Genomic DNA, 26,307 nt, shown 5'->3' with positions numbered 1-26,307 from the left:
CGACGGTGTACGCGGCGCACGAAGGCGTGTGTGAACGCTTCGTCGGTGACACCGCACCCAGCCTCCGCACGGTGGCGAGCCCCCGCCGGTCGTCCGCGGTCATGGTGCTGCATGAGCTCGGACAACGGCGGATCGGGCTGCTCCCACCGAGTGCGCCCTCACCCGCCGACGACGGCGCTCCGGCTGATCCGATCCCAGGCGGCGGCGACATGCTCGAACCGGGTGGCTGTGCCGCCGATCGCCAGACGAAGCGTGAACACGCCATGAACCACGGTGTGGGACAGATAGATCCGCCCGGAGTCGTTGAGCGATTCGAGCAAGCGCTGATTGGGTTCATCGGTCCCACGAAGCCGGAAACAGACCAGTGACAGCCGATGCGGGGCCATCAACTCGAAGCGTTCGTCCGCACTCACCCATGTGGCGAACTGCTGTGCCAGCGCGACACTGTGCCGCAGGTGCGCCTGCAAACCCTCGACCCCGTAACAGCGGAGAACCGCCCAGAGTTTGAGCGCTCGGAACCGTCGCCCCAGGGGTACTTGCCAGTCCCGATAGTCGACGACCGCACCCGCGTCCGTCGCGGTATTACGCAGATACTCCGGCAGCACCGACAGCGCACCCACCAGTGCCTCCCGGTCGGCGACATAGCAAGCGTCGCAGTCGAATGCGGTGAGCAGCCACTTGTGTGGGTTGGTCGCATACGAATCGGCGTAGGCGGCCACCCCCTGATGAATCCACCGAAACTCCGGGCACACCGCGGCCACTCCGGCGTAGGCCGCATCCACATGCAGCCACACCCCGAATTCCTGGCAGATCTGCCCGATCGACTCGACCGGATCGACCGCGCCCGTGGAGGTGGTACCCACCGTGGCCATTGCCATGACCGGGGTAATACCCTGCGCCACATCCCTTTTCATCGTCGCCCGCAGCACGTCCGGATCCATCGACAGATCCGGGCGCGTTTCGATGAACCGTATCGACGATGTGCCGAGACCGCTGATCCGCACGCCCTTCTCCAGCGCGGAGTTCGCTTGCGTCGAGGTGTACACCGCATAGCGACCGCGCTCGATCCCGTCGCGGGCGACCTGACCGCCCGAGATCCGATGCAACGCGGCCACCAGCGCCACGAGTATCGCGCTCGATGCCGAGTCCTGGATGACACCGCCCCCGGTGCCCGCGAAGGTGAACTTCTCGGGCAACGCGAGCATTCCAGCCAGCCAATCGAGTACGTGCTGTTCCAACTCGGTGCACACCGGACTGGTCTGCCACAACATCCCCTGCACGCCCAGCCCGGACGCGAGCAATTCCGCGAGCACCGCCGGGCCCGAGGTGCTGGTCGGAAAGTAGGCGAAGAATCCTGGATGCTGCCAATGCGTCAGTCCCGGAACCACAATCGTGTCGAGGTCCGCCAGTACAGCGTCGAAGGGCTCACCCGCTTGCGGCGGTGCCGGCGGCAACTGCTCGCGCACCCACCCCGGTGGCACCTGAGACCGCACCGGCAGCGATTCCACTCGTCCCCAGTAATCCGCGATCCAATCCACCGCAGCCCTCCCGTGACGGCGAAACTCCTCGGCGGTCATGTGAACGGGCACAGGTGTTTCGGCCATCGTCGGTCGGGATCACGGCGCTCCAGCAGGCCGCTCTCCCATACTCCTTCTTGTCGTGGGTGCGCTGATGCGGTGGGCATTACCGAAATGCGAACAAACACGAGATGTGGAGCGGTCGGGCAGCGGAGACGATCTTATCCGCGGCTTTGGCCTGGCCGGATCAGCGGGTGTGGTGGAGTTCGGCTGCGAGGGTGAGGAGTTCGGGCATGTGGGGGCCGTCGGTGGCGGCGCGGTTCAGGGCCTCGGGGAGGGGGAAGGTGCGGACTTCGAGGATTTGTTCGGCGTCGTCGGGGTTGGTGGGGGCACCGGTGAGGCGGACGTCGGCGGTGCACCAGAGCCAGGCTTTGCGGGGGTGGGGTTGCCAGGGGCGGTAGGGGGTCGGGCGGTCGGTGATGGCGTGGTGGGCACCGAACCAGTGGATGGGGCCGAGGAGTTCGGCTCCGGCCTCCTCGTGGAGTTCGCGGATTACGCAGTCACGCACCGACTCCGATTCCTCGCGGGTGCCGCCGGGGACGAGCCAGATATCGCGGCTGTCGCGGCAGAGCACGATTTCGTCGCCGACGAAGCAGATGACGTGGATATTGGTGACCAGTTCATCAGGTGGCAGGTCGGTGGAGAATTGGACATCCAGGCCGCCCCATTCCCAGCGGGCGGGAGCGTGCAGCAGGGGGTACCGGTCGGCGAGCGTCACGATTCGACCGTAGCTCGAGGCGGTGTAATCGGCTGGGGCCGTGGAGTGCTGCGAAGCTCTCCGAACGACGCTGCCCGATTCGGGTACTCGCCCGGACGCCTAGAACTCGTTTCAGTATGGTTCCCCCATGACCCTTGTCATCGACAACAGCGTGGAGATCGACGCGCCCGCCGACCTGGTGTGGCAGGTGCTCACCGATGTGGCCAAGTACGGCGAGTGGAACCCCTTCGTCCCCTCCTGCCAGACCACCCTCGAGCCCGGAACCCCGATCGATATGCAGGTGAAACTTCTCGGCTCCAAGCCGCGCCAGCAGCGCGAATTCATCCGAACCCACACTCCGGGCAAGGAATTCAGCTACCAAATGAAGCCTGTACCGGGTATGTTGAACAGCCTGCGCCAGCACAATGTGATCCCGCTGGAGGACGGGCGTACTCGGTACACCTCGCACTTCGAGCTGAACGGTCCGCTGAGCATTGTGGTCAGCACCCTGTTCGGCGGTGCGATGCGCAAGGGATTCGGCGGTATGACCGACGGTCTGAAGAAGCGCGCCGAGGCGCTCGCGGCAGTACAGGGCTGACGAAAGCCGTTGCGCCGAAATCGAAATAGCGCTTATCCATCGAAACCGATGGATAAGCGCTGATCGATTACGCCTCGAACGGAATCGTATTGCCGGCGGCGTCCCGCATTCCCTGGCCGGCTTCGATGGCTTGCACCAGGTCATCGACGGTTGCCCACCGCAAGGGCGGGCGATCGTCGAGATTTCCGATGGTGTACCAGGTGTCGGTGTCGCGGTAGCGAACCAGAGCGGTTCCCGCCTCGTCGACGGCGACATCGAGCGCCCCCGACACCGTCCCTTCCTCCTGGGTCATGACGGCTGCTGCGGCGGGGATTTCGATGACGTCGATTATCTGAACCCTCCTTGTTTTACGCAGTCGTCGACTGCGGTACGCAGTGCTGTGCGCTCGTCGGGATCAACGGTCAGGTTGTATTTTATCTTTATCTGGAGATAGTGGTCGATATAGCCACACCGGAAGCTTCCCGGCGGAAGATAGTGCGCGGCATCCTGATCGCCCTTTGATCTATTCGCCGAGGGATCCGATGCGATGAGATTGATCGCGTCGTTGGCGATGTTCCGGCGGGTGTCCTCATCCATTTTGGCGGCGCCGGAACGCCAGGCTTCGGCCAGCGGGACAATGTGCTCGGCATCCACGCCTGCGGGGTCGGTGATGAACTTGTACGGCTTGAGCTTTCCGGTCTTCGCGTCGAGTACGCCGTACTGGTCTTTCCACCCGCCGTCTTTACCGACCTTCAGGTCACAGGTTTTCGCGTCGAGGGTGACCGCGCCGACCGAGTCGCGCAGCATCATCACATCGCGAGTCGTGCATTTGGCGTACTGCGCGTATGTCTGACCGAACCCGTGCGCGGGCGGATTGGTATCCCAGTGCGGGAACTTCTCCCGGCTGTAACCGGTCATCGGGAGTTCGTCCGCGACAGCGAGTTTCGCCACCAATGCGGCGACCTGTTTACCGTCGGCGGCAGGGGTGGCGGCAGGATCGGGGTGACCGCTGTCGGTGCCGCTCTTGTGGTCGAGGAGGACATAGACGACAACCAGCGCCAGCGTCAGGAACAGTCCGACCAAGGTGGACACGCTCTTGCGCGAGAGGCGTGGGAAGGATGGCTTACTCATGCCGCACCTGCCGCAAAACCCTGGGGCAGTATCGGTTTCCGGGGGCGCGATAGCTCTCTTTGCAACATATCCCGAACACCGTCGCAATCCTCGACCCGAAACGGCAAGTCGCACCGGCGGTTCGGAGACGCGGGTCACATTTGTGCCCCACGACCGAGGCGGTCGGCGAACGCGGTGCTGTCTCCATGGTGGGCCACGGCAAGATCGAGAACAACTGCGCCGCAGCCATTCCCGCAGAACACGCCGAGTACGGGCGCGGCGGAGGTCAGGTCTGATGCAGCCAGGCTATGAAAAACAGTGCCCCGGCGGCGGATAGGACTACCGCGGCTGGAATCGGCCACCACGGACCGAGGCGGCCGAGCAGGCGCGCGGTGAGTAGACGTTGCACGGCACCGAAACCGGCCAGCAACAGAATCCACAGCGGAAGCAGCCCCACACCGAGAAGGCCATGCACGGCCCACGCACCCGCCAATGTCGGCCCACCCCACGAATTTTGATAATCATGCGCCGCGATCAGCGGGTAGGCCACACCGCGCAACGCCCCGACCAGGGCCAGGAACAGTGCGAACCACGAGAGCAACGCGGTGGCCGCCGCCAGCACGGTATGCGCGGCGGCCCGCCACAGGCCGGGCGATTCGAGTTCGAAGGGTTCACGAAATACGCGCCTGGTCACGCGGGCACGAACACTGGTGTCGGCGAACGCGACCGGGAGCGAGAGCAGGCCGTAATACGCCGCGCGCAGCAGACGTTCGATCCTCGACATGAGGACCACGGTAATAGCGGAAGTAACGAAAACGTCGCGCCGACAGCAAAGGTGCTTGCCTCCGCCATGCCGACGCGCGCATCGAATCGGGCGATTCAGGGCCGGATTACCAGAACTCGAACATAGTTGCGATTCTGTGGATACCGTTTCGCACATGATCAGCGCGAAGTGTGGCCTCTGCCGACGACTGACGAACTGCACTCTGCGAGCAGTCGTAAGAGTGTGGTGAGTTGCCCATGCTGATCGGGAGAAAGTACCGGGTGGAGTTCACGGATGAACAGACTCATACCGCAGAAGCTATTGGGGCTGCGTGCCGGGCAGTGTGGAACATAGGCCTCGAGCAGCGGCGTGAGTACCGCAAGCGCGGTGCCTTCATGAACTACGCGCCACAGTGTGTGCAGTTGACGGAGGCAAAGGACGAATTCAGTTGGCTGTCAGAGGCTCCGGCGCAAAGCCTGCAACAGACATTGCGGGATCTGGACCGGGCATGTCGGGAACGGGGAACATTCCGAGTGCATTGGCGCGCAGAGCATCGATGGTCGCCATCGTTTCGTCTCCCAGAGGGCGCCAAGCTCCGCATTGAACGTCTGAACCGGAGATGGGGGCGTGTGAAACTACCGAAGCTGGGCTGGGTGCGTTTCCGATTCTCACGCCCGCTCGATGGTCAGGTCCGGTCGGCAACGGTGTCTCGCGACGGTGACGCTTGGTTCGTATCCTTCCTGATCGAGGACGGCGCAACCACACCTGAGAGCCATGCCAGCGTGTCGGCAGTTGGGGTGGATCGTGGTGTGGTGGTGGCCGTCGCTTGCTCGGATGGCAATCTTCTCGACCGCAAGTTCTCCACGCTGGGCGAGCGCAAACGATACCGGCGGCTCCAGAAGCGACTTGCGCGGCAACAGAAGAAGTCTGTGAATCGAGACAAAACGCGAGCGGCCATGCGACGAATCAAAGGCCGAGAACGGTACCGGCGCAAGGATTTTGCCGCCGTCGCCGCGTACCGCCTGGGTACGCGACATGGCACCGTGGTGATCGAAGACCTCCGCATCCGGAACATGACCAGGTCGGCTCGTGGCACCCTATCCGAGCCAGGTAGTCACGTCGCGCAAAAGGCGGGCCTCAATCGTGCCATCCTCGACAAAGGCTGGCATGTCATAGAGCTGGCTCTACACAATATTGCTCGACGTACGGGTTGTCGGATTGTGAAAGTTCCGCCCGCCTACACGTCACAACGGTGTTCGGAGTGTCATGTCGTGGACGCGAAATCCCGTGAGAGCCAAGCGGTATTTCGATGCACCGCCTGCGGTCATCGCGAGCACGCGGACGTAAATGCTGCGAAGAACATTCTGGCCGACGGGCTGTCGGTCACAGCCTGTGGAGACCTCCAGCCGTCTGGCGGGTCGGTGAAGCAGGAACCAGCACCCCCGCGAGGGGCCGTGCACCAACCCGCCTGAGCGGTGTTGAAATCCTTGCGCAATTCAGCGCTGGGAGGAGGTCATTGGTTGTTGAGCTTGTTCAGACGCTCGCAGGACTCCAGGTACTCCGAGATGAGGCGCTGCACCACGTCGGCGGAACGCTCGATCTTGTTCAGCTGGCCGACGACCTGGCCGACCGGGTTGAAGTTCACGTCCTTGGCGGCTTCGGGGTACTTGTGGCCGCGCTTGACGCCGTCGATGGTGACCATCATCTGCAGCGGCATGCCGAGCGGGTTCGGGGTGTCCTCCCGCTCCCACGCCTCGGTCCAGTCGTTCTTGAGCATGCGGCATGGCTTACCGGTCCAGGACCGCGAGCGCACGGTGTCGCTGCTGGTGGCGTCGATGTAGGTCTGCATCTGCGCGGGCGGCACATTGGCCTCCTCGACGGTCAGCCAGAGCGAACCGGTCCACGCGCCCTGCGCGCCCATGGCCAGCGCGGACGCGACCTGACGGCCGTTGCCGATGCCACCCGCGGCGAGCGCGGGCATATCGCCGATGGCGTCGACGACCTGCGGCCACAACACCATCGAGGAGACCTCGCCGCAGTGGCCACCACCCTCGGTGCCCTGCATGACGACGAAGTCGAGTCCGGCGTTCTTGTGGTTCAGGGCGTGCTTGACCGAACCGCACAGCGCGCCGATCAGGCGGCCGGAGTCCTGGATCTGCTTGATCACGTCATCGGGCGGGGTGCCCAGCGCGTTCGCGACCAGCTTGGCCTTGGGGTGCTTGAGGATTACCTCGATCTGCGGCGCGACCGTGGTGGCGGTCCAGCCCAGCAGCTGGTTCGGGCGCTCGTCCTCGGGCAGCTGCGGGACATTGTGATCAGCGAGGATCTTCGCGGCGAAATCCCGGTGGCCCTGCGGAACCAGCTTGGCCAGTTGGGCTTCCAGCTCCGCGGGGGTCAGGCCCTCGACGCCCTTGCCCTCGTACTTGGAGGGGATGACCAGGTCGACGCCGTACACACCCTGCACATGCTCGTCGAGCCAGGCCAGTTCGACCTCGAGCTGTTCGGCGGTGAAGCCGACCGCGCCGAGCACGCCCAGGCCACCCGCATTGCTGACCGCGGCGGCCACATCGCGGCAATGGGTGAACGCGAAAATGGGTACATCGATGCCCAGGCGGTCGCAGATCTCGGTACGCATGTGGTGGGGGCTCCTCTAACTTCCCGGCACTGGAATGTTCTGCCCATCACACTAGAACATGTTCTACATTCAGACCAGTCTCTCGACGACCGCCGGTTGGTAGCTGTCAACAACATGTTCTAGTTGTCGAGATCGGGCCGGTCAGCGAGGCGACCGTCCGCCACCAGATCGTCGAACAGCAGTTGATCGACGGGAGGAACGTGCGGGCGATCGGCGTAGGTGAACCAGGCCATCTCCTCGATCTCACTGCTGACCGCGAGCGTGCCGGAGTAGTCGGCGATATAGCAGGCCATACGTACCACGGCATCCGGAATCGCAGCCTCGTAAGTGCCAACGTGCGCAACGGATTCCGGCAGTAGCGCGACGGTGAGTTCCTCCTCGATCTCCCGTACCAGCGTCTCCAGATCGGTCTCCGCCCCCTCACGCTTACCGCCCGGGATATAGAAGACGTCCTTACCCTTCGGCCGCGCGCAGAGAATTCGCCCACCCTCGATTCGCACCCACGCCACAGTGTCGATCAGCCGCCGCTCCGTCCGCATCCCCGCAGCCTAAGCCAGCGCACACGTGGGTTACGGGCAGAGGGCGTGGGACATGAGGGTCATTATGTCGGGGTTGGTTTCGGGGGTGCCGGTCATGGCGATGGTGGCGGCTCGGCCTTCCTTGGTGGCTCCGGTGATGGTGGTGTAGCCGGCTATGCCGCCGGTGTGGCCGAAGTATTGGGTGCCGCAGGTCAATTCGGTGTTCCCGATACCCAGGCCATAGTTGAAGGTGGTATCGGGGATGGGAGTGCCGGTGAGCATTTGGTCGAGTTGGGCAGGCGGGACTATCCGGCCGGAGACGACAGATTGGTAGAAGTGGTTCAGGTCGGCGCCTGTTGAGACGATTGCGCCCGCGGTCCAGGCGACGGAGGGTTCGGAGCGGGTTACATCGGTGAGTGCGCCGTCAATGGTGGTGTAGCCGTGCGGGTGAGGGCCGCGGATATCCCGGTCCCCGGAGGCCGGGAGGTAGGTGTCGGCCAGGTGGAACGGGGTGGTGATGCGCCCGGTCAGTTCTTCCGAATAGGTTCTGCCGGTGACCTTTTCGATCAGCATTCCGGCGACGATGTAATTGGTGTTGGTGTAGACGTATTTCGTGCCGGGGGCGAATTTCGCGGGTCGGCGCAGAGCGATCGCGATCTCCTGCGCCGGGGTGTAGGTGCGGCCCGCCAATCCCGCGTGGTACTCGTCGATTTCGGGGTCGTCGGTCAATTCCGGTAGACCACTGCGATGTTGGAGTAGCTGGCGGACCGTGATGTTGCGGCCGTCGACACCGTCTCCGGTGAGCAGGCCGGGCAGGTAGGTGTCGATGGAGTCGTCGAGGCGAATCTTGTTCTCCGCCACCAACTGCATGATGATCGCGGAGGTGAAGGTCTTGGAGATGCTGCCGACCCGGACCTGTTGTGCCGGGGCCATCGGAATCGTCGCACCGGTGGCGCGGTCGGCCACACCCGCGGTGAGCGTCACCGTTTGACCGCCTTCGGTGAGGGTGGCGATCACGCCGGGGATACCGGAGCGCACGAGTGCGTCGATATCGCCGCGCACCTGGTCGACCCGGACGGGTGACACCTGCATCGGAGTCGTGGTGACGAGCTTGGGCGAGCTGTCGGTGCTCACACTCGAGCAGCCCGCCACCGCGAGCACGGCGGCCAAGGCGGTCACGGTCGGCATGATTCGCATGATTCGACGGTAGGCACCGGGGCTGCGGTTGAACATCGGGACTACCCCTGAGACCGGCCCTGAGAAGTCGGCCGGGCGACACCCACCTCCGGTCGGATGCGCGGGTGCCGCTCGGCCGACTTCAGGCAGTCGGGCGCGGTAGTCGCGCCGCCAAGCCGACGACTCCGGCCGCGAGCGCGGCACCGGCGATCACGTACCAGCCGCGCTGGAACGCCTCCAGCGTCGCGTCCGGCCCGACCGGAGAGCCCACCACCGCGACGAGAACCGCTACACCGATGGCCAATCCGAGCTGCCGGGCCATGCTCAGCACCGCCGATCCGGTGGCGAAACGCTGCGGCGGCAATCCGGCGGTCCCGGCGGCCATGCTCGTCGGCAGGGTGAAACCGACGCCCAGGCCGGTGAGCAGCATTCCGCCCAGCATTCCGCCCGCGAAATTCGGCGTCAGGGTGACAGAGATTGCCCACCACAGGATTCCGGCCGCGAACAGTACACCGCCGAGCGCGATCACCGGCCCCACACCGACGCGGGCAATCAGTCGCCCGGCCAGGATAGCCACGATCGGCACCACCAGCGGTCCGGGCGCGATGGCGAGTCCGGTTTGCAGCGCCGACCAACCCCACACGTTCTGCGCCCACAGCACCGCAGACAGCAGCATGCCCGCGAAGGCGATATTGAACAGCAGCGAATTACCCAGCATCAGAGCGAAATTCGGCAATCGGAGCAGTGCGGGATCCACGACCGGGCTGTGATGCCGCCGTGAGGACAGCGCGAACGCGATACCCAGCACGACCGCGGCCACCAGTCCGCCGATCACCCCGGCCGACCCCCAACCCCAATCCTCACCCTTCACGATCGCGAGAATGAGCGTCGCGACCGAGCCGACCAGCATGAGCGCGCCGAACATGTCGGGCAGTGCGCCGCCGTCACCGGCCGGATTCGGCAGCAGCCGCCAGCCGACCGCCAATGCCACGATCCCGATCGGCACGTTCACCAAAAACACCCAGCGCCAATCGATTTCGACGAGCAGCCCACCGAGTACCGGACCCAGTGCCGCGCCGAGTCCACCGAACGCGACCCACAGCCGCACCGCCATGGCCCGGCGCTCCGGCGGCGTCGCCGCGAGCACCAATCCGAGCGAGGCCGGGGTGAGCAGCGCGCCGCCGATGGCCTGCAACGCCCGGAACGCCACCAGCGCACCCACATTCCAGGCCAGCGCACACAGTGCGGACCCGAGAATGAACAGGCCGAGCCCGGTCAGGAAGGTGGTGCGATTGCCACTGCGATCACCCAGCCGCCCGGCGGGCACCAGCAGCGCGGCGAAGACGATCGCATACGCGTTCAGCACCCAGGACAGCCCGGAGATCTTCGATCCGGTGAAGTCGGTGGCGATATTGGGCAGCGCCACATTCACGATGAACAGATCCAGGCTGGACAGCAGGATGCCGACGGCGACGATACCCAGCACCACCCGCCCATCGGTGGTCCGCCGGTCCTGCTCCACCACAACGGTATTCACGATCTCTCCCCCATCGGTCGGCCGGGCAGGCCAGTGAGTTGCATCATGAAACGCACCATAGTCCTAGTGAGTTCTTTGAAGCAACCGACTATGCTCGGGTCATGCGCCGAACCAGCTTCGAGGACATGAACTGCTCCATCGCCCAATGCCTGGAGGTCGTGGGCGAATGGTGGACGCTGTTGATCGTCCGCGACGCACTCTTCGGCATCACCCGCTTCGACGACTTCCGCACCCGCCTCGGCATCGCCCGCAATGTCCTCACCCAGCGACTGGAACACCTGGTGGAACAGGGCGTCATGAGCCGCGAGCCATACCAGGAGAACCCGGTCCGGTACGACTATCGGCTCACCGACAAGGGCCGTGCGCTCTGGACCGTGGTCACCGCCATGCGTCAGTGGGGCGATACCTGGGCCGCGCCGGACGGTCCGCCGATCGAGTCCGTCCACAAAACCTGCGGGCACGTCATGACGGTCCAACCGGTGTGCTCGGAGTGCGGGGAAACTATGCACACCCGAGACATTCGCCTGCAATCAGGACCGGGTGCGCGCACACCGGATCTGCTGCCGACCGGCGGTCAGTGAGCCTACCGTGTGGATCCCGGCCAAAAGCATGCCGGGATGACCCACGGTGTGGGACTACTTGGCGGAGACCGTCAGTGGTGCGGTACCCACGGCGCGGGCCAGGTGCGCGGCTTCGATCTGTAGCTCCGATAGTGGTGCGGGGGCATCGTCGAACATCGAGACGATGAGGTCGGTGTCCACGATCTCCCAGGTGCCGGCGATCCAGCCGTTGATCAGGACGAGTGGGGAGATCCAGCCCGCGGTGCGGCTGACCTTGGCCCGATGTTCGGCGGAGAGTAGAGCGGTATCGCCTGTTCCGGGGCCGAGGACATATTGATCGAACGAACCCAGGAGCCGCACGGATTGTGCGGGTGCGGTGGTGGCGAGCGCGTCGGCGTGTTCGGTGAGCACGAATCCCCGGCGGCCTTCCACGTCGACTTCGGTGAGCCGGTCCCCCATGTCGGAAAACCATTGCCGCAGCGTGGTTTTGCGGATGCTGCCGCGAGACAGCCAGGCATCGAACGTCTCCGGGCTCGCCGGGCCGTATGCCCCGAGATAAGCCGAAATGACCTCGGGTGCGGCCGCATCGGGCTCGGGAATCCCCTTCCAAGCCGGAATCAGCCGCGCTGGACTGGCGAAGGTTACCGAGGTGCTGTCGGCGGGGCCGTGACACAGCGCGCCCTGCCAGGCCAGTGGTTTGAGCAATGCGCCCCAGCCGGAACGCAATTGCTCTTCCAGGGGATGGAACCGGGGTTCGGCGACGATCGCCGACACCAGTTCATCGCGCGTCAGCACCGATCCGTCGAGGATCTCTCCCACCGCGTCGACAAGTGCCGCTATATCCTGCGGTGTCGCCCCGAAATTCTTTGTCCAGGAAGGCTTCTCCCACGTCCGGGCGGAACCCATCAGCGACAGCACGCCGGCCGCGATCTCGGGTGTGAGCGGCGCAGGCACGGGCCTACCGACCGTCAGAGGCGCTCGATAATGGTGGCGTTCGCGAGCCCACCCGCCTCACACATCGTCATGAGGCCGTAGCGGCCGCCGGTCTGCTCCAGGTGGTTGAGCATGGTGGCGAGAATACGCATGCCCGAAGCGCCGAGCGGATGGCCCAGCGCGATCGCCCCGCCGCGCGGGTTCAGTTTGGCGAGGTCCGCGCCGACTTCCCGCGCCCACACCAGCGGCACCGGAGCGAAGGCCTCATTGACCTCGTAGGCGTCGATGTCGCGGATGCTCAATCCCGCTCGATCCAGGACCTTACGGGTGGCCGGAATGACCGCGGTCAGCATGAGCAGCGGATCATCACCGGTGACGGAGAACGAGTGGAAGCGCGCACGCGGCTTCAGCCCGAGCTGGGCGGCCTTCTCTTTGCTCATGATCAGCGCGGCGGATGCGCCATCGGTGAGCGGCGAGGAGTTGCCCGGGGTGATGGACCATTCGATTTCGGGGAATCGAGCCTGGAATTCGGCATCCGCGAAGGCGGGCTTCAGTCCGGACAGGCCCTCGACCGCGGTTGCCGGGCGGATCGTCTCGTCGGCGGTCAGCGTGCCCGCCGCGACGATCTCATTGTCGAATCCGCCGGAAGCCGCGGTGGCAGCTGCCAATTGGTGCGACCGCGCCGCGAACTCGTCCAGCGCGGACCGATCGAACTTCCAGCGCGCCGCGATGACCTCGGCCGAAATCCCCTGCTGCACAAGCCCGTCCGGATACCGGTGCGCGATCGGTCCGCGATTGGGGTCCTTACCTTGTGCATTGGAGAACATCGACACCCGGGACATGGACTCCACGCCGCACGCGATCGCGACGTCATAGGCCCCCGCGATCACGCCCTGGGCGGCGAAGTGCGCGGCCTGCTGTGAAGATCCGCACTGGCGGTCGACGGTTGTGGCGGGCACCGCTTCCGGGAAACCGGCCGCCAGCACAGCCGTGCGGGCGATATTGAAGGCCTGCTCACCGCTCTGGGTGACGCAACCGCCGATAACATCGTCGACCAGTGCCGGATCGATGCCGGTGCGATCGATGAGCGCCTCGAGAACTCCGGACAACAGTGTCGCGGGATGCACTTCCGATAGTCCCCCACCGGATTTCCCCTTGCCGGAGGGCGTGCGGACGACGTCGACAATGACGGCGGAGGTCATGGGCTTCTCCTTGTTCGTACCTGCCTACCGGATGTGAATTCCGGTTAACATCAGTACTGTACCGCACCGTCGCGGCGCCGCGTTCGCGTCGTATTCGAACTGCCGGAGCGCCTCAGATTCGGTTGCTAGCCTGTTGCCATGACCGCCACCGAGGACGTTTCACCAGGCCCTTTCTGGAATCTGGAGACCCGTCTGTCCTCGGTCCTGTCGATGCTGGCCGGATACATCGGCGCGGCCGCCTACGCGCACTCCGCGGGTTACTTCGTCACCTTCATGACCGGCAATACCGAACGCGCCATTATCGGAAACTTCGCCGGCGACCACACCTTGGCGGCAGGTGCGGCCCTGCTCATCGCCTGTTTCGTAGTGGGCGTCTTCGTAGCCTCGATGTGCCGCCGCTACTGGTGGACCAATCATCCGCACGGCGCGACCATGCTCACCACCCTGGCGCTGCTGGTCGCCGCGGTCGCCGATCGCATCGCCGGTGAACGCGGCATCGGGCTGATCCCGATTCTGGCGGTGGCGTTCGGAATGGGCGCGCTGAATACCTCGTTCGTGAAGAACGGTGAGGTGTCGATTCCGGTCAGTTATGTCACCGGCACGCTGGTGAAGCTCGCGCAAGGCGTGGAGCGGCATCTGGCCGGCGGCGGCTCGGTGCGTGACTGGGCCGGATATGCCGTGCAATACGGATCTTTCGCACTCGGCGCACTCCTCGGCGGACTGGTCAGTATTCCGGTCTCCGGTGAATACATGCTGGATGCGGCCGTGGTCGGCTCGGCGCTGGTCGCGGTCTATACCTGGCGGGCCGATGTGCGGTACTGCCGTCGCGGGAAGAATCGCCGAACCGACGGCGCATGCACCACATCACAACCTGACACCACACCGAGCAAATTCACAGAAAACTGACATACCTGGGCATATTCTCCGAAACATGACAACCAGCAAAGAGGAAGTTAACGAAGGGCCGGTGCATGCTCTGGCCCGGAGCGCCTGGCAATCGATCCTGGTCACCGGCATCCTCTCGGTGGTGCTGGGTATCCTGATCCTGGCCTGGCCGGGGAAAACGCTGCTCGTGGCGGGCGTCCTCTTCGGCGTCTATCTGATCGTGTCCGGTTTCTTCCAACTCATCGCGGCCTTCGGTACGCACCTGAGCGCGGGTATGCGAATCCTGGCCTTCATCAGCGCGATTCTGACGCTCATCCTGGGTTTCCTATGCTTCCACGACTGGCGGGACAAGGGTGAGGCCACCGCGGTGCTGCTGCTGGCCATCTGGATCGGCATCAGCTGGATCTTCCGCGGCGTCTCGTCGTTGATCGTCGGCATCTCCGGGGACGGCATGCCGGGCCGCGGCTGGGCGATCTTCTTCGGCATCATGCTGGTCATCGGTGGTGGCTGGCTGATCGCGGCCCCGTTCACCTCGCTGCTCACCCTGACCCTGGTGGTCGGCTGGTGGTTGATCTTCATCGGCATCATGGAGATCTTCAGCGCGTTCCAGGTCAGGCGTGGCGCGAAGAACGTGCCCGCGGGGCTGTAGTCTCCACCCGTTCACTCCGGCGGCCGTCCTTTGGGGCGGTCGCCGGATTATTTTGTGCCCAAATGGTTTTCAGTCAGCGCAGCCGCTTGGGTCGCTTATCCATCAGCCGCAGAATCAGCGGAGTGAAGATGAGCTGCATGGCCAGATCCATCTTCCCGCCCGGCACCACAATGCTGTTGGGCCGCGACATGAACGAATCGTGCAGCATGGACAGCAGATATGGGAAGTCGATCACCTTCGGATCGGCGAAGCGAATCACCACGAAACTCTCGTCCGCGGTGGGAATCGTCCTGGCGGTGAACGGATTCGAGGTGTCGACGGTCGGCACGCGCTGAAAGTTCACATAGGTTCGGGAGAACTGCGGGCAGATGTGCTTCACGTAATCCGGCATGCGCCGCAGGATGGTGTCGATGATCGCCTCGCTGGAGTATCCGCGTTCGGTCTTGTCCCGATGGACCTTCTGAATCCACTCCAGATTGATGATCGGCACCACCCCGACCAGCAGATCGGTATACCGGGCGACATCGATACCCTCGGTGGTGGCCGCGCCGTGCAGGCCCTCGTAGAACAGCAGATCACTGCCCGGCGGCAACTCCTCCCAGGGCGTGAACGTCCCCGGCGGTTGCCCATAGGGTTTGGCCTCGCCCTCGTCGTGCAGATATCTGCGGACGGCCCCCACCCCGGTTTCGCCGTAATCGCGGAAGAGCGTCTCCAATTCGCCGAGCAGGTTCGCCTCCGGCCCGAAGTGTGAGAACTGCAGATTGCGATTCTGCTCCGCCTCGGCCATGGCCAGTTGCATCTCATTGCGGTCGAAGCGATGGAACGAATCCCCTTCCACGAGTACCGCATTGATTCCCTCGCGGCGGAAGATCTCCTGAAAGGTTCGCGTGACGCTGGTCGTCCCCGCACCGGACGACCCGGTGATCGCGACCACCGGATGTTTGACCGACATGGCACCTCCTCGATTGCCGGACAACGAATTTCGGGCTCAGCGCCCGGCCGAACGGAACAGTGAGCGCGATCCGAACAGTGAGGCGTCGAAGCTCGGCCCCTCCTCGGGTTCGGAGTGATAGCGCTCGATGCGCTCGACCTCATTGCGCGATCCGAAGATGAACGGAATCTTCTGATGCAGCTCACCCGGCTGTACCTGCAGAATCCGCTCGTGTCCGGTGATGGCGGCGCCGCCCGCCTGTTCGACGATGAAGGCGATCGGGCTCGCGCCGTAGAGCAGCGAAACTCGGCCGGGGCGTTGCGGATTGCGGGTATCGCGGGGATACATGTAGAGCCCGCCGCGAGTCAGGATGTGGAAGGTGTCGGCGACGAGTGAGGCGACCCAGCGCATATTGAAATCCCGTCCGCGCGGGCCCTCGACGCCCTGCAGGCATTCGTGGACATAGCGGCGCACGGGTCGCTCCCAGAACCGTTCATTGGCGGCGTTGATGGCGAAACCCGAAGTGTCGTCCGGGATTCGCATACGCGGGTGGGTGAGCACGAAGGCGCCCACCTCGCGGTCGAGCGTGAACCCGTCCACCCCATTGCCGGTGGTGAGCACGAGCATGGTGGCGGGCCCGTAGAGGGTGAATCCCGCGCACACCTGCTGTACACCGGGTTGCAGGAAGTCTTCCGAGGTGGCGGCCCGGCCGTCCTCGGGAGCGCGCAGTACGCTGAATATCGTTCCGACAGGCAGGTTTACATCGATATTGCTGGACCCGTCCAGGGGATCGAAGGCGAGTAGATACTTCCCGCGCCTGACTTCGGTCGGCACGGCGTGAAACCCGCTCATCTGCTCGGACACCAGCGCCGAAAGCGGCCCACTCCACTGACTTTCGGCGACCATGATGTCGTGCGCGATGGCATCCATCTTCCGATGCACCGTAACCGGCAGATTGTCCGCCTCATATGCGCCGAGCGACCCCACGATGGCTCCCCGTGTCACCTGATTCGCAATGATCTTGGTGGCGGTGGCGAGCACATTCAGCAGCGCCGAGAACTCCCCGGACGATCCGGGATGCCGGTGCTCCTGCTCGATGGTGTAGCGGGTCAGGGTTTTCAGACCTTCGGGCATACCGCTTCTCAATTCCTCACGTGGCCGGCACCTCCGCGGGGGAGGCGAACACGCTGCTGCCGTAGACGTCGTTGTCTGTCAACGTGATCAGATCGGTGCGGCTCAGTGGCCGGTGCAATTCCACGAGGCGCTTGGCCTGGCGCAGGCGGCAGCGATCCAGGGCATTGCGGACGCTGCGGGCATTGGCGAAGCGGGGGCGGACCATGCGCAGTCGCAGGTACTGCGAAAAGGCTTGGGTGGCAGCCGCATCGAAGTGGAAGTTCTCCTGGGTCACCATGAGCTCGGCGATGGCCAGGAGTTCGTCATGGGTGTAGTCCGGGAATTCGATGTGATGCGCCACGCGTGAGGACAGGCCCGGATTGGCGGAGAAGAACGTGTCCATGCGGTCCGGGTAGCCCGCGAAAATGACTACGAGAGAGGTGCGTTCGTTCTCCATCTCCTGCAGCAGGATTTCGATGACCTCCTGCCCGTAGTCGCGTTCGTTCTCCGGCCGGAACAGGTAGTAGGCCTCATCGATGAACAGGACTCCCCCGGCGGCTTTGGCGAGGGCTTCCTTGGTCTTGGGTGCGGTGTGCCCGATGAACTGGCCGACCAGGTCGTCACGGGTCACCGTGTGCACCTTGGGTTTCCGGATATAGCCGAGCGAATGCAGCATCTCGGCCATGCGCAGGGCGACGGTGGTTTTGCCGGTGCCCGGCCCGCCGGTGAAGCTCATATGCATGGTGGGCCGGGTGGCCTGCAGGCCGAAGCGCTGCCGGGCGCGGTCGATGAGCAGTAGCGCCGCGATCTCGCGCACCCGTCGCTTCACATTGGCGAGGCCGATGAGTTCGGCATCCAGACGCGCGAGAGTGTCCTCGACATCCTTGCCCGCGATATCGGTGGACAGGTCCAGGAGCGCGTCGTCCGCCAGGTGATCGGCCGCATCCTCCGGACCGGAACCCTCGGCAGCCGATCCGCGCGACGGTGCGTTCATGGCCCCGGGCCGGTGCATGTGGAACCCGTTGCCCGCGCGGTCGGCCGCGGGTGCGCGACCGCCCGGAACGGCGGGATGCGGTGTGCTCACGATAGCCCTCCCGGACCGAAATCCGTTCAGCCGCTGTAACGTTCGCCGGGGCGTCGGTCCAGGGCGTACGGGTGGTAGCCGTAGCGCTGACTGCGGTCGGCGGCATCGGTGCGATCGAGACGGAAGCCGGGCTCATCCGGTGGTCGCTGCACCAGGAAGCTCAGCGCCGTGGTCTGGCGGCCGTAGGTGGCGTCGTAGGCGGTGAGGCGAATGTAGTGGCGCGGGAAGGTCGCCCGGCAGGCGTCGATCTCGGCGAGCACGCCATCGGGTTCGTCCAGGTCGAACAGCGGCAGGCCCCACATCTCCCAGTACACATTGCGCGGATGCGGATCGTCGGTGTATTCGATGGAGACCGGCCAATTGTTGAGCAGCGCGTAGCGCACCTGTGCCGCGATATCGGCATCGCTGAAATCCGGCAGGTACGAGAAGGTTCCGTGACGCAGTTGCATTGCGGTTCACCGCCTTTCAGTGGGTGGCTGTCGGGACGGCGTCGGGCGCGTCGGTGGAGGTGTATTCGAAGGTGACATCACCCCAGGTGGCCAGGGCGACCTCGAGGGGGTGATTGGTCTCGGCGGCGCGGCGCAGGATATCCGGGCCTTCCTTGAGCAGGTCGCGACCTTCGTTGCGCGCCTTGACAACTACTTCGAGGGCGACGCGATTGGCCTGCGCGCCCGCGGCGATACCCATGGGGTGCCCGATAGTGCCGCCACCGAATTGCAGGCAGACGTCATCACCGAAGAGGTCCAGGAGTTGATGCATCTGGCCCGCGTGAATACCGCCCGACGCCACCGGCATGACGCCGGGCAGGCTCGCCCAATCCTGATCGAAGAAGATGCCATTGCGTGGATTCGCCGGAATGTGGTTGTCCCGCAACGTGTCATAGAAACCCTTGACCGTGTGCGGATCACCCTCGAGCTTGCCGATGACGGTGCCCGCGTGCAGGTGATCGACACCGATCAACCGGCACCACTTGGCCAGTACCCGGAAGCTCACGCCGTGCGTCTTCTGCCGGGTGTACGTGGAGTGCCCGGCGCGATGCAGATGCAGCAGCATGCCATTGCGCCGCGCCCACTTGGACATGGACTGCATGGCGGTGTAGCCGACCGTCAGGTCGATCATGATGATCACGCTGCCGAGCGATTTGGCGAACTCCGCGCGCTCGTACATGTCCTCCATATCGGCGGCGGTGACATTGAGGTAATGCCCTTTGAGCTCACCGGTATCGGCAATGGCGCGGTTCACGCCCTCCATAGCGAAGAGATAGCGGTCGCGCCAGCGCATGAACGGCTGCGAGTTGATGTTCTCGTCGTCCTTGGTGAAATCGAGTCCGCCCTTACAGGCTTCGTACACCACGCGGCCGTAGTTGCGGGCCGACAGACCGAGTTTCGGTTTCACCGTCGCACCCAGCAGTGGGCGTCCGTACTTATTCAGGTATTCCCGTTCCATAACGATTCCGTGCGGTGGACCCTGAAAGGTCTTCACATATGCCACGGGAATTCGCATGTCCTCCAGGCGCAATGCCTGCAGTGGTTTGAAGCCGAAAACATTGCCGATCACCGAGGAGGTGAGATTGGTGATCGACCCCTCCTCGAAGAGGTCCAGATCGTATGCGACGTAGGCGAAGTACTCCCCCGGGCGGCCCGGCACCTCCTCGACGCGGTAGCACTTGGCCTGGTAGCGGTCGTGCGCGGTGAGGCGGTCGGTCCACACGACGGTCCATGTCGCGGTGGAGGATTCGCCCGCCACGGCTGCGGACGCCTCGATCGGGTCGACCCCCTTCTGAGGCGTCACCCGGAACACCGCGAGCACATCGGTGTCCTTGGGTTCATAGTCGGGCGCGTAATATCCCATCGACGCATACGACTGCACGCCTGGATCCCACCGGCCGCGGGTGCCATCCTGATCATCGGATACGACCATCATTCCTCCTGCGAACCGGGTTGGGCCACTTGCGATTCCCAGGATGACGGCAGTGTTAACGACAAACAATTCGATTGTTTCTCGTCTCCCTCAACCATTTCGTCGTGTTTGCTACCGTCTGACGATGGGTACGGTGAGCGCGGTCCGCATGGAAACGTTTCTCGCGGTGGCCCGGCACAGCAGTATCCGGCGCGCTGCCGCACAGTTGCATATCACCGAAGCGGCGGCCTCCGCGGCAGTTGCGCACATCGAGAAACAGTTGGGCGCCAAACTGATTGCGAAATCGGGGCGCGGAATCGCGCTCACGGAGGCAGGGCGGGTATACGCCGACTACTGCCGCAGCATCCTGGGATTGATGAAGGAGGCGCATGCGGCCGTACGCGAGGCCGAGACGGGGCGGCTGCGCATCGGGGTGGTGGCAACCGCCGGGGAGTATGTGCTGCTGCGGCTGCTGGCCTCGTTCCGGAACCGGTACCCCGAAATCGAGCTGGGGCTCTCCATTCAGCCGCGCGATGTGCTGTACATCGAATTGACCCACCACGAAACGGATCTCGTGGTCGCGGGGCGGCCGCCGCGGGAGGCCGGACTGGTCACTCGGGCACGCCGGCCGTGTGAGCTGGTGGTGGTCGGTGCGCCGGGGCGGTGGCCGGATCCGGCGGAGGCGACCTGGCTGTTGCGGGGTGCGGGCTCGGGAACCCGCGACACCACGCTCGCACTGTTCGATCGACTCCAGATACGGCCGCCCACACTGACTCTCGGTACCCACGGTGCGGCGTTGGCGGCGGCGCGGGAAGGGTTGGGCATCACGCTGATCCACTCCGATGCCATCGAGAGCGATATCGCGGATCGATCACTCGAAGTGCTGCCGATCGAAGGCACGCCATTGAATCGACCTTGGCATGCGGTCACCACACGCACTCCGACGCCGGCGGCACGACTGTTCCTCTCGCACATCACCGACCCGGAACTGGTGGGCGAGAAGGCCTTTCGTGCGGCGTGATCAAAGGTTGAATACGCGCCGCGCGTTCCCGGCCAGGTACAACTCCCGAACCTCCAGATCGAGATCCAGATCATCGAGCCCCTTCAGGGCATGTCCGGGCAGAATCATCGGATAGTTCGTCCCGAACAGCACCTTGCGGCGTCCACTATGGGACTTCATGTACGAAACCAGCTCCGCCGGAAGACGTTTCGTCGTGTACGCGGAGGTGTCGATGTAGACGTTCTCGTGCTTGCGGGCGACCGCGATCATCTCCTCGGTCCACGGATACCCGATATGCCCGCACACAATGGTCAACTCCGGAAAGTCCAGCGCCACTTGATCGATATACGGAATCGGCCGGCCCGGCTCCGACGGCCGCAGCGGCCCCGTATGCCCCACCTGCGTACAGAACGGCAATCCCGCCTCCACGCACGCCGCGTACACCGGATAGAAGCGCCGATCCGTCGGCGGTGTCTCCCATAACCAGGGCAGCACCCGAACCCCCTTGAACCCCAGCTCCGCGCACCGTCGCACCTCCCGAACGGCCTCCATGGGCCGCCGCAACCCCACGGCCGCAACACCATTCAGCCGATCCGGCGCCTCCCCCACCCACGCCGCCACCTCGTCATTGGAGATGAGAACCCCTTCGGGCCCATGCCAAGCCGAAATCAACGCCCGCTCGACACCTGACGCGTCCATCACCCCCAGCGTCACCGACAACGGAATCGCCTCGCTGGGTATGGTCCCACCCGTCCAGCGGCGCAGCGACGCGAACATCTCATGCTCCAGAAATCGCAGCGTCGGATGCTGCGCCCAGACATCAATCGTCACCATGGCAGTCTCCACCCGCGACTATCCGCGCGGCACCGATTCCGGGCATATACGCCCGTGGCCGTACATCGAAATACGCCGGGGGGCGCAAGCTCGTCACCGATTTTCGGCCTACTGTGGTGGACAGCGTATTTGGTTCCCCCCGGTGAGGTGGTTGGCAATGACCGATTTCAGCCCCGCGGTTTTCGGGCCCCCGGCCCTGCGCGTCGGCACAGCAGAACGTGAACAGGCCGCGGAGGCCCTGGGCAAACACTTCGCCGCGGGCCGCCTGGAGGTGGACGAATACGACGAACGCGTCGCCCGCGCCTATGCCGCGAAAACCGCCGACGACCTGTCGGTGCTGTTCACGGATCTGCCCGGGCCGGCGACAATGCGTCCGGTCGCGGCCGCCCCGCCGTCGCGATCCGCACGTGCGTTCCTGCCGCTCGCGCTGATCGCGGTAGTCGTCTTGGCCGCCGTGGTCGCCGTGACCACCCATATCGTCCCGTTCTTCATCTTCCCGCTGTTCTTCTTCCTCTTCCTGCGCTCGCGCGGCGGCTTCGGCCACCGTCATCGCGGTTCCCGCCGGTTCTGACACTCGGCGGCAGTTGTTGTGCCGCTTCAGGATTGGGCGTGGCAAGATCACTGTCACCAATTCGGGCGACTCGATGCAGAGGTGCTGGAACGCATGACAACCGATACGCGGCTGCACCCACTGGGATACGTGGAATCAACACTCATCAATCCCGATAGCGCGCCCCGTCAGGGCGACGAGGGCGCCCCCGACTGCGATCTCGTCCTCGCGCCCGAGTACGCACCGGCCCTCACCGGACTGGCTGCCGGCGCGGAAATCGTAGTGCTCACCTGGCTGGACCGCGCCGCACGTGATGTCCTCGAGGTGCATCCCCGCGGCGACCTGACCCGCCCGCCCACCGGCGTCTTCGCCACCCGCTCACCCCATCGCCCGAACCCCATCGGCCTGCACGTGGTAACGATCCTGGAGATCGCCGGCACCCGCCTGCGCGTCCGCGACCTCGAAGCGCTGAACGGCACACCGGTCCTGGACATCAAACCCGTGCTGGGCCCGGTCGACCGGCGCTGAGCTGCCGGTGGCCCGAACAGTGGAAACCGAGTCGATATGAGCTGAGTCATAATTCGCTGTCCGGTCGGTCCCGATGTCGAAATCTCCGCAGCCCGTTCGAGGAGTACTCGAGCGGCATTCCGGAACACATCGAGGAGATGACAATGCCCAACGTTCGCACCGGTATGACGGTCTCACTGGATGGCTACATCTGTGGGCTCGCCGCGCAGCAGCCGCCCTACCTGGACAAGGAGTTCTTTCGGATCACCGAATGGGCTGTCGCGCATCAGACGTGGCGTGAACGCAGGGGGTTCGACGGCGGATTGCAAGGCGCCGACGACGCACTGCTGAAGGAGATGTTCGAGCAGGGCGGCGCGTATGTGATGGGGCGGAGGATGTTCGACTCCGGGGAGGAGCCGTGGGGCGAGTCGCCACCGTTCCGCGCACCCGTGTTCGTCGTCACTCATCGCGAGCGTGAACCGCTGATCCGCGAGGGCGGCACGACTTTTCATTTCGTCACCGACGGCGTGGCGGCCGCGATCGAGCGAGCGAAGGCCGCCTGTGGTGACCGGAATGTGCATATCAGCGGTGGCGCGACGATCGTGCAGCAGGCGATCGCCGAGGGGCTGCTCAACGAGATGCACGTACACATTGCACCCGTCCTGCTCGGGCAGGGCACCCGGCTGTTCGAGCAACTGCCCGACACCATGATCGAGCTGGACCGGTTTCACGTCCTCGATTCACCCGCCGTCACCCACCTCGGCTTCCGATTCCCCACCGCCGCCTGACCGCAACCAACCGAAGAGAGGCACGAATTCCATGACCAGCCCCGTCCTGACCACCGTCGATTCCCACGACGGCAGCACGATCGCCGTCGAAACCATCGGCTCCGGCACACCGGTGATCCTCATCGGCGGCGCATTCAACGACCGCTCGACCGTTGCCGCGCTCGCCTCGACCCTGGCCCCGCACGTCACCGCGGTCAGCTACGACCGCCGCGGCCGTGGCGGAAGCACCGATGTCCGTGGCGACTTTGCCGTGCAATCCGAAATCGACGATCTGGCAGCCGTAATCAAGCACGTAGGCGGCGCCGCGCACGTGTTCGGTCATTCGTCCGGTGCGGCGCTGGCTTTGGAAGGCGTGCTACGCGAGCTGCCGATCGACAAGGTCGCGGTATACGAGATGCCCGCGGTGGTCGATGGCAACCGCGCGGAACCGCGGGCCGACGTCTTCGATCGGCTCGTCGCCCGCCTTGCCGACGGCGATTACGATGGTGCGGCCGAACTGTTCCTCACCGAGCAGGTCGAGGTGCCGGCGCCGATAGTTGCCGATATGCGTAACTCGCCGGTGTGGGAATTCCTGCGCGCCCAGGCCAACAGCCTGCCCTACGACGTCGCCGTATCCGGTCCCCGGATGCGTCTGCAATCGGACCGTTACGCCACGATCACCATCCCGGCGCTGGTCGTCAATGGTGATCAGACCTGGCCCTGGATCCAGACCGCGAACCAGGCCTTGGCCGCCGCCATCCCGAGCGCACGCCGGGTAGTCCTGCCCGGTGCCGATCACGAAATCCTCAACCAGCCCGAACTGCTCGAGCTGTTACTGCTCGACTTCTTCGGCTGAACAGGGCGCGGCGCTCATCTACCGGCGCACGCGACTCCGGACATCCCATGCGGTCGACTTCGAGCATCGACATGATCACCTCCGGTCGAGAGGGTGGGGCACATCACCATTTCGTTAGTTAGCCTTATGCAACTATATTGGGCGAGGTTCGTTCAAACAGTTTCTGGAGGCTCTTGATGGCTGCGGCCCCGACCACCGAGCTCGATCCCGGTGATGTCCAGACCATTCGGAGACGACTCCGGGTGGATCGCGATCATCCGCATTACAAGTGGGTGGCGCTGTCGAATACGACCTTGGGCATGTTGATGGTCACCATCAACTCGTCGATTGTGATCATCTCGCTGCCCGCGATCTTCCGGGGCATCGACCTGAACCCGCTCGAACCCGGCAATGTCAGTTACCTGCTGTGGCTGCTGATGGGATTCCTGCTCAGCTCCGCGGTGCTGGTTGTCCTGTTCGGGCGGCTCGGGGACATGTTCGGCCGCGTGAAGATCTACAACCTCGGGTTCGTGGTGTTCACGGTGTGCGCGCTGGCGCTGTCGTTCGATCCGTTCACGCATGGGGCCGGGGCGATCTGGTTGATCGCGTGGCGGGTGCTGCAGGGTGTCGGCGGGGCCATGTTGATGGCGAACTCGGCGGCGATCCTGACCGATGCCTTCCCGGCGAATCGGCGGGGTGTGGCGCTGGGCATCAATCAGGTTGCGGCCGTTGCCGGTTCGTTCCTGGGTCTGCTAGTCGGCGGTGTGCTGTCGGAGTGGGATTGGAAGGCGATCTTCTGGGTGAGCGTGCCGTTCGGCATTCTCGGCACCGTGTGGTCGTACCGGTCGCTGCACGACAATGGCATGCGCACGCCGGGCTCGCTGGATCTGCCGGGCACCATCACCTTCGCGCTGGGTTTGACCGCGCTGCTCACCGGCATCACCTATGGTATTCAGCCACACGGTGATTCGAAGACCGGCTGGGACAATCCGTGGGTGCTGGGCGCGGTATTCGGTGGTCTCGCGCTGCTGGCGCTGTTCTGCTACATCGAATCCAAGGTCAGTCAGCCGATGTTCAAGCTGGCGCTGTTCAAGAATCGCGCGTTCGGGCTCGGCAACCTGGCCAGCCTGATGGCGTCGATCGGGCGCGGCGGAATGCAGTTCATGCTGATCATCTGGCTGCAGGGCATCTGGTTGCCGTTGCACGGGTACGACTTCGAGTCCACTCCCCTGTGGGCCGGAATCTATATGCTGCCGTTGACCGTCGGGTTCCTGGTGGCGGGTCCGATCTCCGGTTGGTTGAGCGATAAGTACGGTGCGCGGCTGTTCGCCACCGGCGGTCTGCTGCTCGCGGCGGTCACGTTCGTGCTGCTCGTGGTGATTCCGGTGGACTTCAACTACTGGCTGTTCGCGCTGATCATCCTGCTGAACGGTTTGGGCACCGGTATTTTCACCTCACCCAATACCGCGGAGATTATGTCGGCGGTGCCCGCCTCACAGCGCGGTGTGGCCTCGGGTATGCGCGCCACGCTGATGAACGGCGGAATGGCGCTCTCGATCGGCGTGTTCTTCTCGCTCATGATTGTCGGCCTGTCCGGAACCCTGCCCGGCGCAATGGATTCCGGGCTCCGCGCCCAAGGTGTACCCGCTCCGGTGGCGGGGCAGATCGCGGATATGCCGCCCGTCGGCAGCCTCTTCGCGACGTTCCTGGGCTACAACCCGTTCAAGGAACTGCTCGGACCCAGCGGCACTCTCGACCAGCCGGGCGTGAACAGCGACGTCCTCACCGGCCAGGAGTTCTTCCCGCACTTGATTTCCGACCCCTTCCACTCGGGTCTGGTGGTCGTCTTCCTCGCGGCCGCACTTATGATGCTGATCGGTGCGATCGCTTCATGGTTCGCGGGCAGCGGGAAGGTTCCCGACGAGACCACCGAACTCCGCGAAGCCGACCGCGCGGGAATCTGACCCC

28 protein-coding genes are annotated in these 26,307 nt (G+C 64.5%); 11 read left to right on the top strand and 17 right to left on the bottom strand.

The window, feature by feature from the left end:
- Window positions 1-158 precede the first annotated feature (158 nt).
- Both GFY24_RS24935 and GFY24_RS24930 read right to left on the bottom strand, forming a co-directional pair.
- Window positions 159-1,538, bottom strand: coding sequence for an aminotransferase class V-fold PLP-dependent enzyme (locus GFY24_RS24935; RefSeq protein WP_309231296.1), 1,380 nt, complete (start codon window positions 1,536-1,538; stop codon window positions 159-161).
- 226 nt (window positions 1,539-1,764) lie between these two features.
- Window positions 1,765-2,295: an NUDIX hydrolase gene (locus tag GFY24_RS24930; protein WP_309231295.1), complete on the bottom strand. Its 531-nt coding sequence runs from the start codon at window positions 2,293-2,295 to the stop codon at window positions 1,765-1,767.
- A gap of 127 nt (window positions 2,296-2,422) precedes the next feature.
- Here GFY24_RS24930 and GFY24_RS24925 point away from each other — a divergent pair, with 127 nt between their 5' ends.
- Window positions 2,423-2,872: an SRPBCC domain-containing protein gene (locus GFY24_RS24925; protein WP_153807511.1), complete on the top strand. Its 450-nt coding sequence runs from the start codon at window positions 2,423-2,425 to the stop codon at window positions 2,870-2,872.
- A 67-nt stretch (window positions 2,873-2,939) separates the two neighbouring features.
- Here GFY24_RS24925 and GFY24_RS24920 read toward each other — a convergent pair whose 3' ends face one another.
- From GFY24_RS24920 to GFY24_RS24910, 3 genes are all read right to left on the bottom strand, one after another.
- Window positions 2,940-3,164 (bottom strand): hypothetical protein, encoded by a 225-nt coding sequence (locus GFY24_RS24920; protein WP_153807510.1) that lies wholly within the window; start codon window positions 3,162-3,164, stop codon window positions 2,940-2,942.
- 35 nt (window positions 3,165-3,199) lie between these two features.
- Complete coding sequence (locus GFY24_RS24915; protein ID WP_153807509.1) at window positions 3,200-3,982, bottom strand: HNH endonuclease family protein; 783 nt, start codon at window positions 3,980-3,982, stop codon at window positions 3,200-3,202.
- A gap of 265 nt (window positions 3,983-4,247) precedes the next feature.
- Window positions 4,248-4,745, bottom strand: coding sequence for a hypothetical protein (locus GFY24_RS24910; RefSeq protein WP_153807508.1), 498 nt, complete (start codon window positions 4,743-4,745; stop codon window positions 4,248-4,250).
- A gap of 236 nt (window positions 4,746-4,981) precedes the next feature.
- On the opposite strand from GFY24_RS24910, the gene GFY24_RS24905 reads away from it, so the two are divergent.
- Entirely contained in the window at window positions 4,982-6,196 is a 1,215-nt protein-coding gene (locus GFY24_RS24905) for an RNA-guided endonuclease TnpB family protein (protein ID WP_153807571.1), read from the top strand.
- A gap of 41 nt (window positions 6,197-6,237) precedes the next feature.
- On the opposite strand, the gene GFY24_RS24900 is transcribed toward GFY24_RS24905, so the two are convergent.
- The 4 genes from GFY24_RS24900 to GFY24_RS24885 form a co-directional block, all read right to left on the bottom strand.
- Window positions 6,238-7,359: a nitronate monooxygenase family protein gene (locus GFY24_RS24900; RefSeq protein WP_153807507.1), complete on the bottom strand. Its 1,122-nt coding sequence runs from the start codon at window positions 7,357-7,359 to the stop codon at window positions 6,238-6,240.
- Between the two features lie 119 nt (window positions 7,360-7,478).
- Window positions 7,479-7,898, bottom strand: coding sequence for an NUDIX domain-containing protein (locus GFY24_RS24895; RefSeq protein ID WP_153807506.1), 420 nt, complete (start codon window positions 7,896-7,898; stop codon window positions 7,479-7,481).
- Window positions 7,899-7,928: 30 nt separating this feature from the next.
- Window positions 7,929-9,074 carry a serine hydrolase gene (locus GFY24_RS24890; RefSeq protein WP_153807505.1) on the bottom strand — a complete coding sequence of 382 codons (1,146 nt, stop codon included), beginning with the start codon at window positions 9,072-9,074 and terminating at the stop codon, window positions 7,929-7,931.
- Between the two features lie 121 nt (window positions 9,075-9,195).
- Complete coding sequence (locus GFY24_RS24885; protein WP_309231294.1) at window positions 9,196-10,590, bottom strand: MFS transporter; 1,395 nt, start codon at window positions 10,588-10,590, stop codon at window positions 9,196-9,198.
- A 101-nt stretch (window positions 10,591-10,691) separates the two neighbouring features.
- Here GFY24_RS24885 and GFY24_RS24880 point away from each other — a divergent pair, with 101 nt between their 5' ends.
- Window positions 10,692-11,171: a helix-turn-helix domain-containing protein gene (locus GFY24_RS24880; protein ID WP_153807504.1), complete on the top strand. Its 480-nt coding sequence runs from the start codon at window positions 10,692-10,694 to the stop codon at window positions 11,169-11,171.
- Between the two features lie 54 nt (window positions 11,172-11,225).
- On the opposite strand, the gene GFY24_RS24875 is transcribed toward GFY24_RS24880, so the two are convergent.
- Together GFY24_RS24875 and GFY24_RS24870 are read right to left on the bottom strand one after the other, a co-directional pair.
- Window positions 11,226-12,104, bottom strand: a complete 879-nt coding sequence (locus tag GFY24_RS24875) for a DNA glycosylase AlkZ-like family protein (protein ID WP_309231293.1) — start codon at window positions 12,102-12,104, stop codon at window positions 11,226-11,228.
- 14 nt (window positions 12,105-12,118) lie between these two features.
- Window positions 12,119-13,285, bottom strand: coding sequence for a thiolase family protein (locus GFY24_RS24870; RefSeq protein WP_153807503.1), 1,167 nt, complete (start codon window positions 13,283-13,285; stop codon window positions 12,119-12,121).
- 138 nt (window positions 13,286-13,423) lie between these two features.
- On the opposite strand from GFY24_RS24870, the gene GFY24_RS24865 reads away from it, so the two are divergent.
- Both GFY24_RS24865 and GFY24_RS24860 read left to right on the top strand, forming a co-directional pair.
- On the top strand, window positions 13,424-14,191 hold the full coding sequence (locus GFY24_RS24865; protein WP_153807502.1) for a YoaK family protein: 768 nt from the start codon (window positions 13,424-13,426) through the stop codon (window positions 14,189-14,191).
- A 25-nt stretch (window positions 14,192-14,216) separates the two neighbouring features.
- Window positions 14,217-14,819 (top strand): HdeD family acid-resistance protein, encoded by a 603-nt coding sequence (locus tag GFY24_RS24860; protein ID WP_153807501.1) that lies wholly within the window; start codon window positions 14,217-14,219, stop codon window positions 14,817-14,819.
- 73 nt (window positions 14,820-14,892) lie between these two features.
- On the opposite strand, the gene GFY24_RS24855 is transcribed toward GFY24_RS24860, so the two are convergent.
- Genes GFY24_RS24855 through GFY24_RS24835 form a run of 5 tightly spaced genes read right to left on the bottom strand, consistent with a single transcriptional unit; the run spans window position 14,893 to window position 19,870 of the window.
- Entirely contained in the window at window positions 14,893-15,771 is an 879-nt protein-coding gene (locus GFY24_RS24855; protein WP_153807500.1) for a phosphoribulokinase, read from the bottom strand.
- Between the two features lie 36 nt (window positions 15,772-15,807).
- Window positions 15,808-16,884: a class 1 fructose-bisphosphatase gene (locus GFY24_RS24850; protein WP_153807499.1), complete on the bottom strand. Its 1,077-nt coding sequence runs from the start codon at window positions 16,882-16,884 to the stop codon at window positions 15,808-15,810.
- Window positions 16,885-16,900: 16 nt separating this feature from the next.
- Complete coding sequence (locus tag GFY24_RS24845; RefSeq protein ID WP_309231292.1) at window positions 16,901-17,947, bottom strand: AAA family ATPase; 1,047 nt, start codon at window positions 17,945-17,947, stop codon at window positions 16,901-16,903.
- A 26-nt stretch (window positions 17,948-17,973) separates the two neighbouring features.
- Window positions 17,974-18,396: a ribulose bisphosphate carboxylase small subunit gene (locus GFY24_RS24840; protein WP_153807498.1), complete on the bottom strand. Its 423-nt coding sequence runs from the start codon at window positions 18,394-18,396 to the stop codon at window positions 17,974-17,976.
- A 16-nt stretch (window positions 18,397-18,412) separates the two neighbouring features.
- Window positions 18,413-19,870: a form I ribulose bisphosphate carboxylase large subunit gene (locus tag GFY24_RS24835; protein ID WP_228566617.1), complete on the bottom strand. Its 1,458-nt coding sequence runs from the start codon at window positions 19,868-19,870 to the stop codon at window positions 18,413-18,415.
- A gap of 121 nt (window positions 19,871-19,991) precedes the next feature.
- On the opposite strand from GFY24_RS24835, the gene GFY24_RS24830 reads away from it, so the two are divergent.
- Window positions 19,992-20,867 carry a LysR family transcriptional regulator gene (locus GFY24_RS24830; protein ID WP_228566616.1) on the top strand — a complete coding sequence of 292 codons (876 nt, stop codon included), beginning with the start codon at window positions 19,992-19,994 and terminating at the stop codon, window positions 20,865-20,867.
- On the opposite strand, the gene GFY24_RS24825 is transcribed toward GFY24_RS24830, so the two are convergent.
- A complete protein-coding gene (locus GFY24_RS24825) occupies window positions 20,868-21,677 on the bottom strand; it encodes an amidohydrolase family protein (protein ID WP_309231314.1) in 810 nt (269 codons plus the stop codon).
- Between the two features lie 160 nt (window positions 21,678-21,837).
- On the opposite strand from GFY24_RS24825, the gene GFY24_RS24820 reads away from it, so the two are divergent.
- The 5 genes from GFY24_RS24820 to GFY24_RS24800 all read left to right on the top strand — a co-directional run bounded on the left by GFY24_RS24820 (window position 21,838) and on the right by GFY24_RS24800 (window position 26,303).
- The gene (locus GFY24_RS24820) at window positions 21,838-22,251 is read left to right on the top strand and encodes a DUF1707 domain-containing protein (RefSeq protein ID WP_153807496.1); all 414 of its coding nucleotides are present in this window, start codon (window positions 21,838-21,840) and stop codon (window positions 22,249-22,251) included.
- A gap of 93 nt (window positions 22,252-22,344) precedes the next feature.
- Window positions 22,345-22,758: a tRNA (N6-threonylcarbamoyladenosine(37)-N6)-methyltransferase TrmO gene (tsaA, locus tag GFY24_RS24815; RefSeq protein WP_153807495.1), complete on the top strand. Its 414-nt coding sequence runs from the start codon at window positions 22,345-22,347 to the stop codon at window positions 22,756-22,758.
- 143 nt (window positions 22,759-22,901) lie between these two features.
- Window positions 22,902-23,525 (top strand): dihydrofolate reductase family protein, encoded by a 624-nt coding sequence (locus GFY24_RS24810; RefSeq protein WP_228566615.1) that lies wholly within the window; start codon window positions 22,902-22,904, stop codon window positions 23,523-23,525.
- Window positions 23,526-23,556: 31 nt separating this feature from the next.
- Entirely contained in the window at window positions 23,557-24,360 is an 804-nt protein-coding gene (locus GFY24_RS24805) for an alpha/beta fold hydrolase (RefSeq protein WP_153807493.1), read from the top strand.
- 176 nt (window positions 24,361-24,536) lie between these two features.
- The gene (locus GFY24_RS24800; protein WP_153807492.1) at window positions 24,537-26,303 is read left to right on the top strand and encodes an MFS transporter; all 1,767 of its coding nucleotides are present in this window, start codon (window positions 24,537-24,539) and stop codon (window positions 26,301-26,303) included.
- The last annotated feature ends 4 nt before the right edge of the window (window positions 26,304-26,307 follow it).

The organism is Nocardia sp. SYP-A9097 (genome assembly GCF_009649815.1).
Classification (GTDB): domain Bacteria; phylum Actinomycetota; class Actinomycetes; order Mycobacteriales; family Mycobacteriaceae; genus Nocardia.
The sequence above is the reverse complement of the archived record's forward strand: the minus strand, read 5'-3'. Positions and strand labels throughout refer to the sequence as shown.

Excerpts from the sequence above, each read along its gene's own strand:
- GFY24_RS24925 (WP_153807511.1), top strand. The coding sequence starts at position 2,423 with ATGACCCTTGTCATCGACAACAGCGTGGAGATCGACGCGCCCGCCGAC.
- GFY24_RS24920 (WP_153807510.1), bottom strand. The coding sequence starts at position 3,164 with ATGACCCAGGAGGAAGGGACGGTGTCGGGGGCGCTCGATGTCGCCGTC.
- GFY24_RS24915 (WP_153807509.1), bottom strand. The coding sequence starts at position 3,982 with ATGAGTAAGCCATCCTTCCCACGCCTCTCGCGCAAGAGCGTGTCCACC.
- GFY24_RS24910 (WP_153807508.1), bottom strand. The coding sequence starts at position 4,745 with ATGTCGAGGATCGAACGTCTGCTGCGCGCGGCGTATTACGGCCTGCTC.
- GFY24_RS24905 (WP_153807571.1), top strand. The coding sequence starts at position 4,982 with ATGCTGATCGGGAGAAAGTACCGGGTGGAGTTCACGGATGAACAGACT.
- GFY24_RS24900 (WP_153807507.1), bottom strand. The coding sequence starts at position 7,359 with ATGCGTACCGAGATCTGCGACCGCCTGGGCATCGATGTACCCATTTTC.
- GFY24_RS24895 (WP_153807506.1), bottom strand. The coding sequence starts at position 7,898 with ATGCGGACGGAGCGGCGGCTGATCGACACTGTGGCGTGGGTGCGAATC.
- GFY24_RS24890 (WP_153807505.1), bottom strand. The coding sequence starts at position 9,074 with ATGCGAATCATGCCGACCGTGACCGCCTTGGCCGCCGTGCTCGCGGTG.
- GFY24_RS24880 (WP_153807504.1), top strand. The coding sequence starts at position 10,692 with ATGCGCCGAACCAGCTTCGAGGACATGAACTGCTCCATCGCCCAATGC.
- GFY24_RS24870 (WP_153807503.1), bottom strand. The coding sequence starts at position 13,285 with ATGACCTCCGCCGTCATTGTCGACGTCGTCCGCACGCCCTCCGGCAAG.
- GFY24_RS24865 (WP_153807502.1), top strand. The coding sequence starts at position 13,424 with ATGACCGCCACCGAGGACGTTTCACCAGGCCCTTTCTGGAATCTGGAG.
- GFY24_RS24860 (WP_153807501.1), top strand. The coding sequence starts at position 14,217 with ATGACAACCAGCAAAGAGGAAGTTAACGAAGGGCCGGTGCATGCTCTG.
- GFY24_RS24855 (WP_153807500.1), bottom strand. The coding sequence starts at position 15,771 with ATGTCGGTCAAACATCCGGTGGTCGCGATCACCGGGTCGTCCGGTGCG.
- GFY24_RS24850 (WP_153807499.1), bottom strand. The coding sequence starts at position 16,884 with ATGCCCGAAGGTCTGAAAACCCTGACCCGCTACACCATCGAGCAGGAG.
- GFY24_RS24840 (WP_153807498.1), bottom strand. The coding sequence starts at position 18,396 with ATGCAACTGCGTCACGGAACCTTCTCGTACCTGCCGGATTTCAGCGAT.
- GFY24_RS24835 (WP_228566617.1), bottom strand. The coding sequence starts at position 19,870 with ATGATGGTCGTATCCGATGATCAGGATGGCACCCGCGGCCGGTGGGAT.
- GFY24_RS24830 (WP_228566616.1), top strand. The coding sequence starts at position 19,992 with ATGGGTACGGTGAGCGCGGTCCGCATGGAAACGTTTCTCGCGGTGGCC.
- GFY24_RS24820 (WP_153807496.1), top strand. The coding sequence starts at position 21,838 with ATGACCGATTTCAGCCCCGCGGTTTTCGGGCCCCCGGCCCTGCGCGTC.
- tsaA (WP_153807495.1), top strand. The coding sequence starts at position 22,345 with ATGACAACCGATACGCGGCTGCACCCACTGGGATACGTGGAATCAACA.
- GFY24_RS24810 (WP_228566615.1), top strand. The coding sequence starts at position 22,902 with ATGCCCAACGTTCGCACCGGTATGACGGTCTCACTGGATGGCTACATC.
- GFY24_RS24805 (WP_153807493.1), top strand. The coding sequence starts at position 23,557 with ATGACCAGCCCCGTCCTGACCACCGTCGATTCCCACGACGGCAGCACG.
- GFY24_RS24800 (WP_153807492.1), top strand. The coding sequence starts at position 24,537 with ATGGCTGCGGCCCCGACCACCGAGCTCGATCCCGGTGATGTCCAGACC.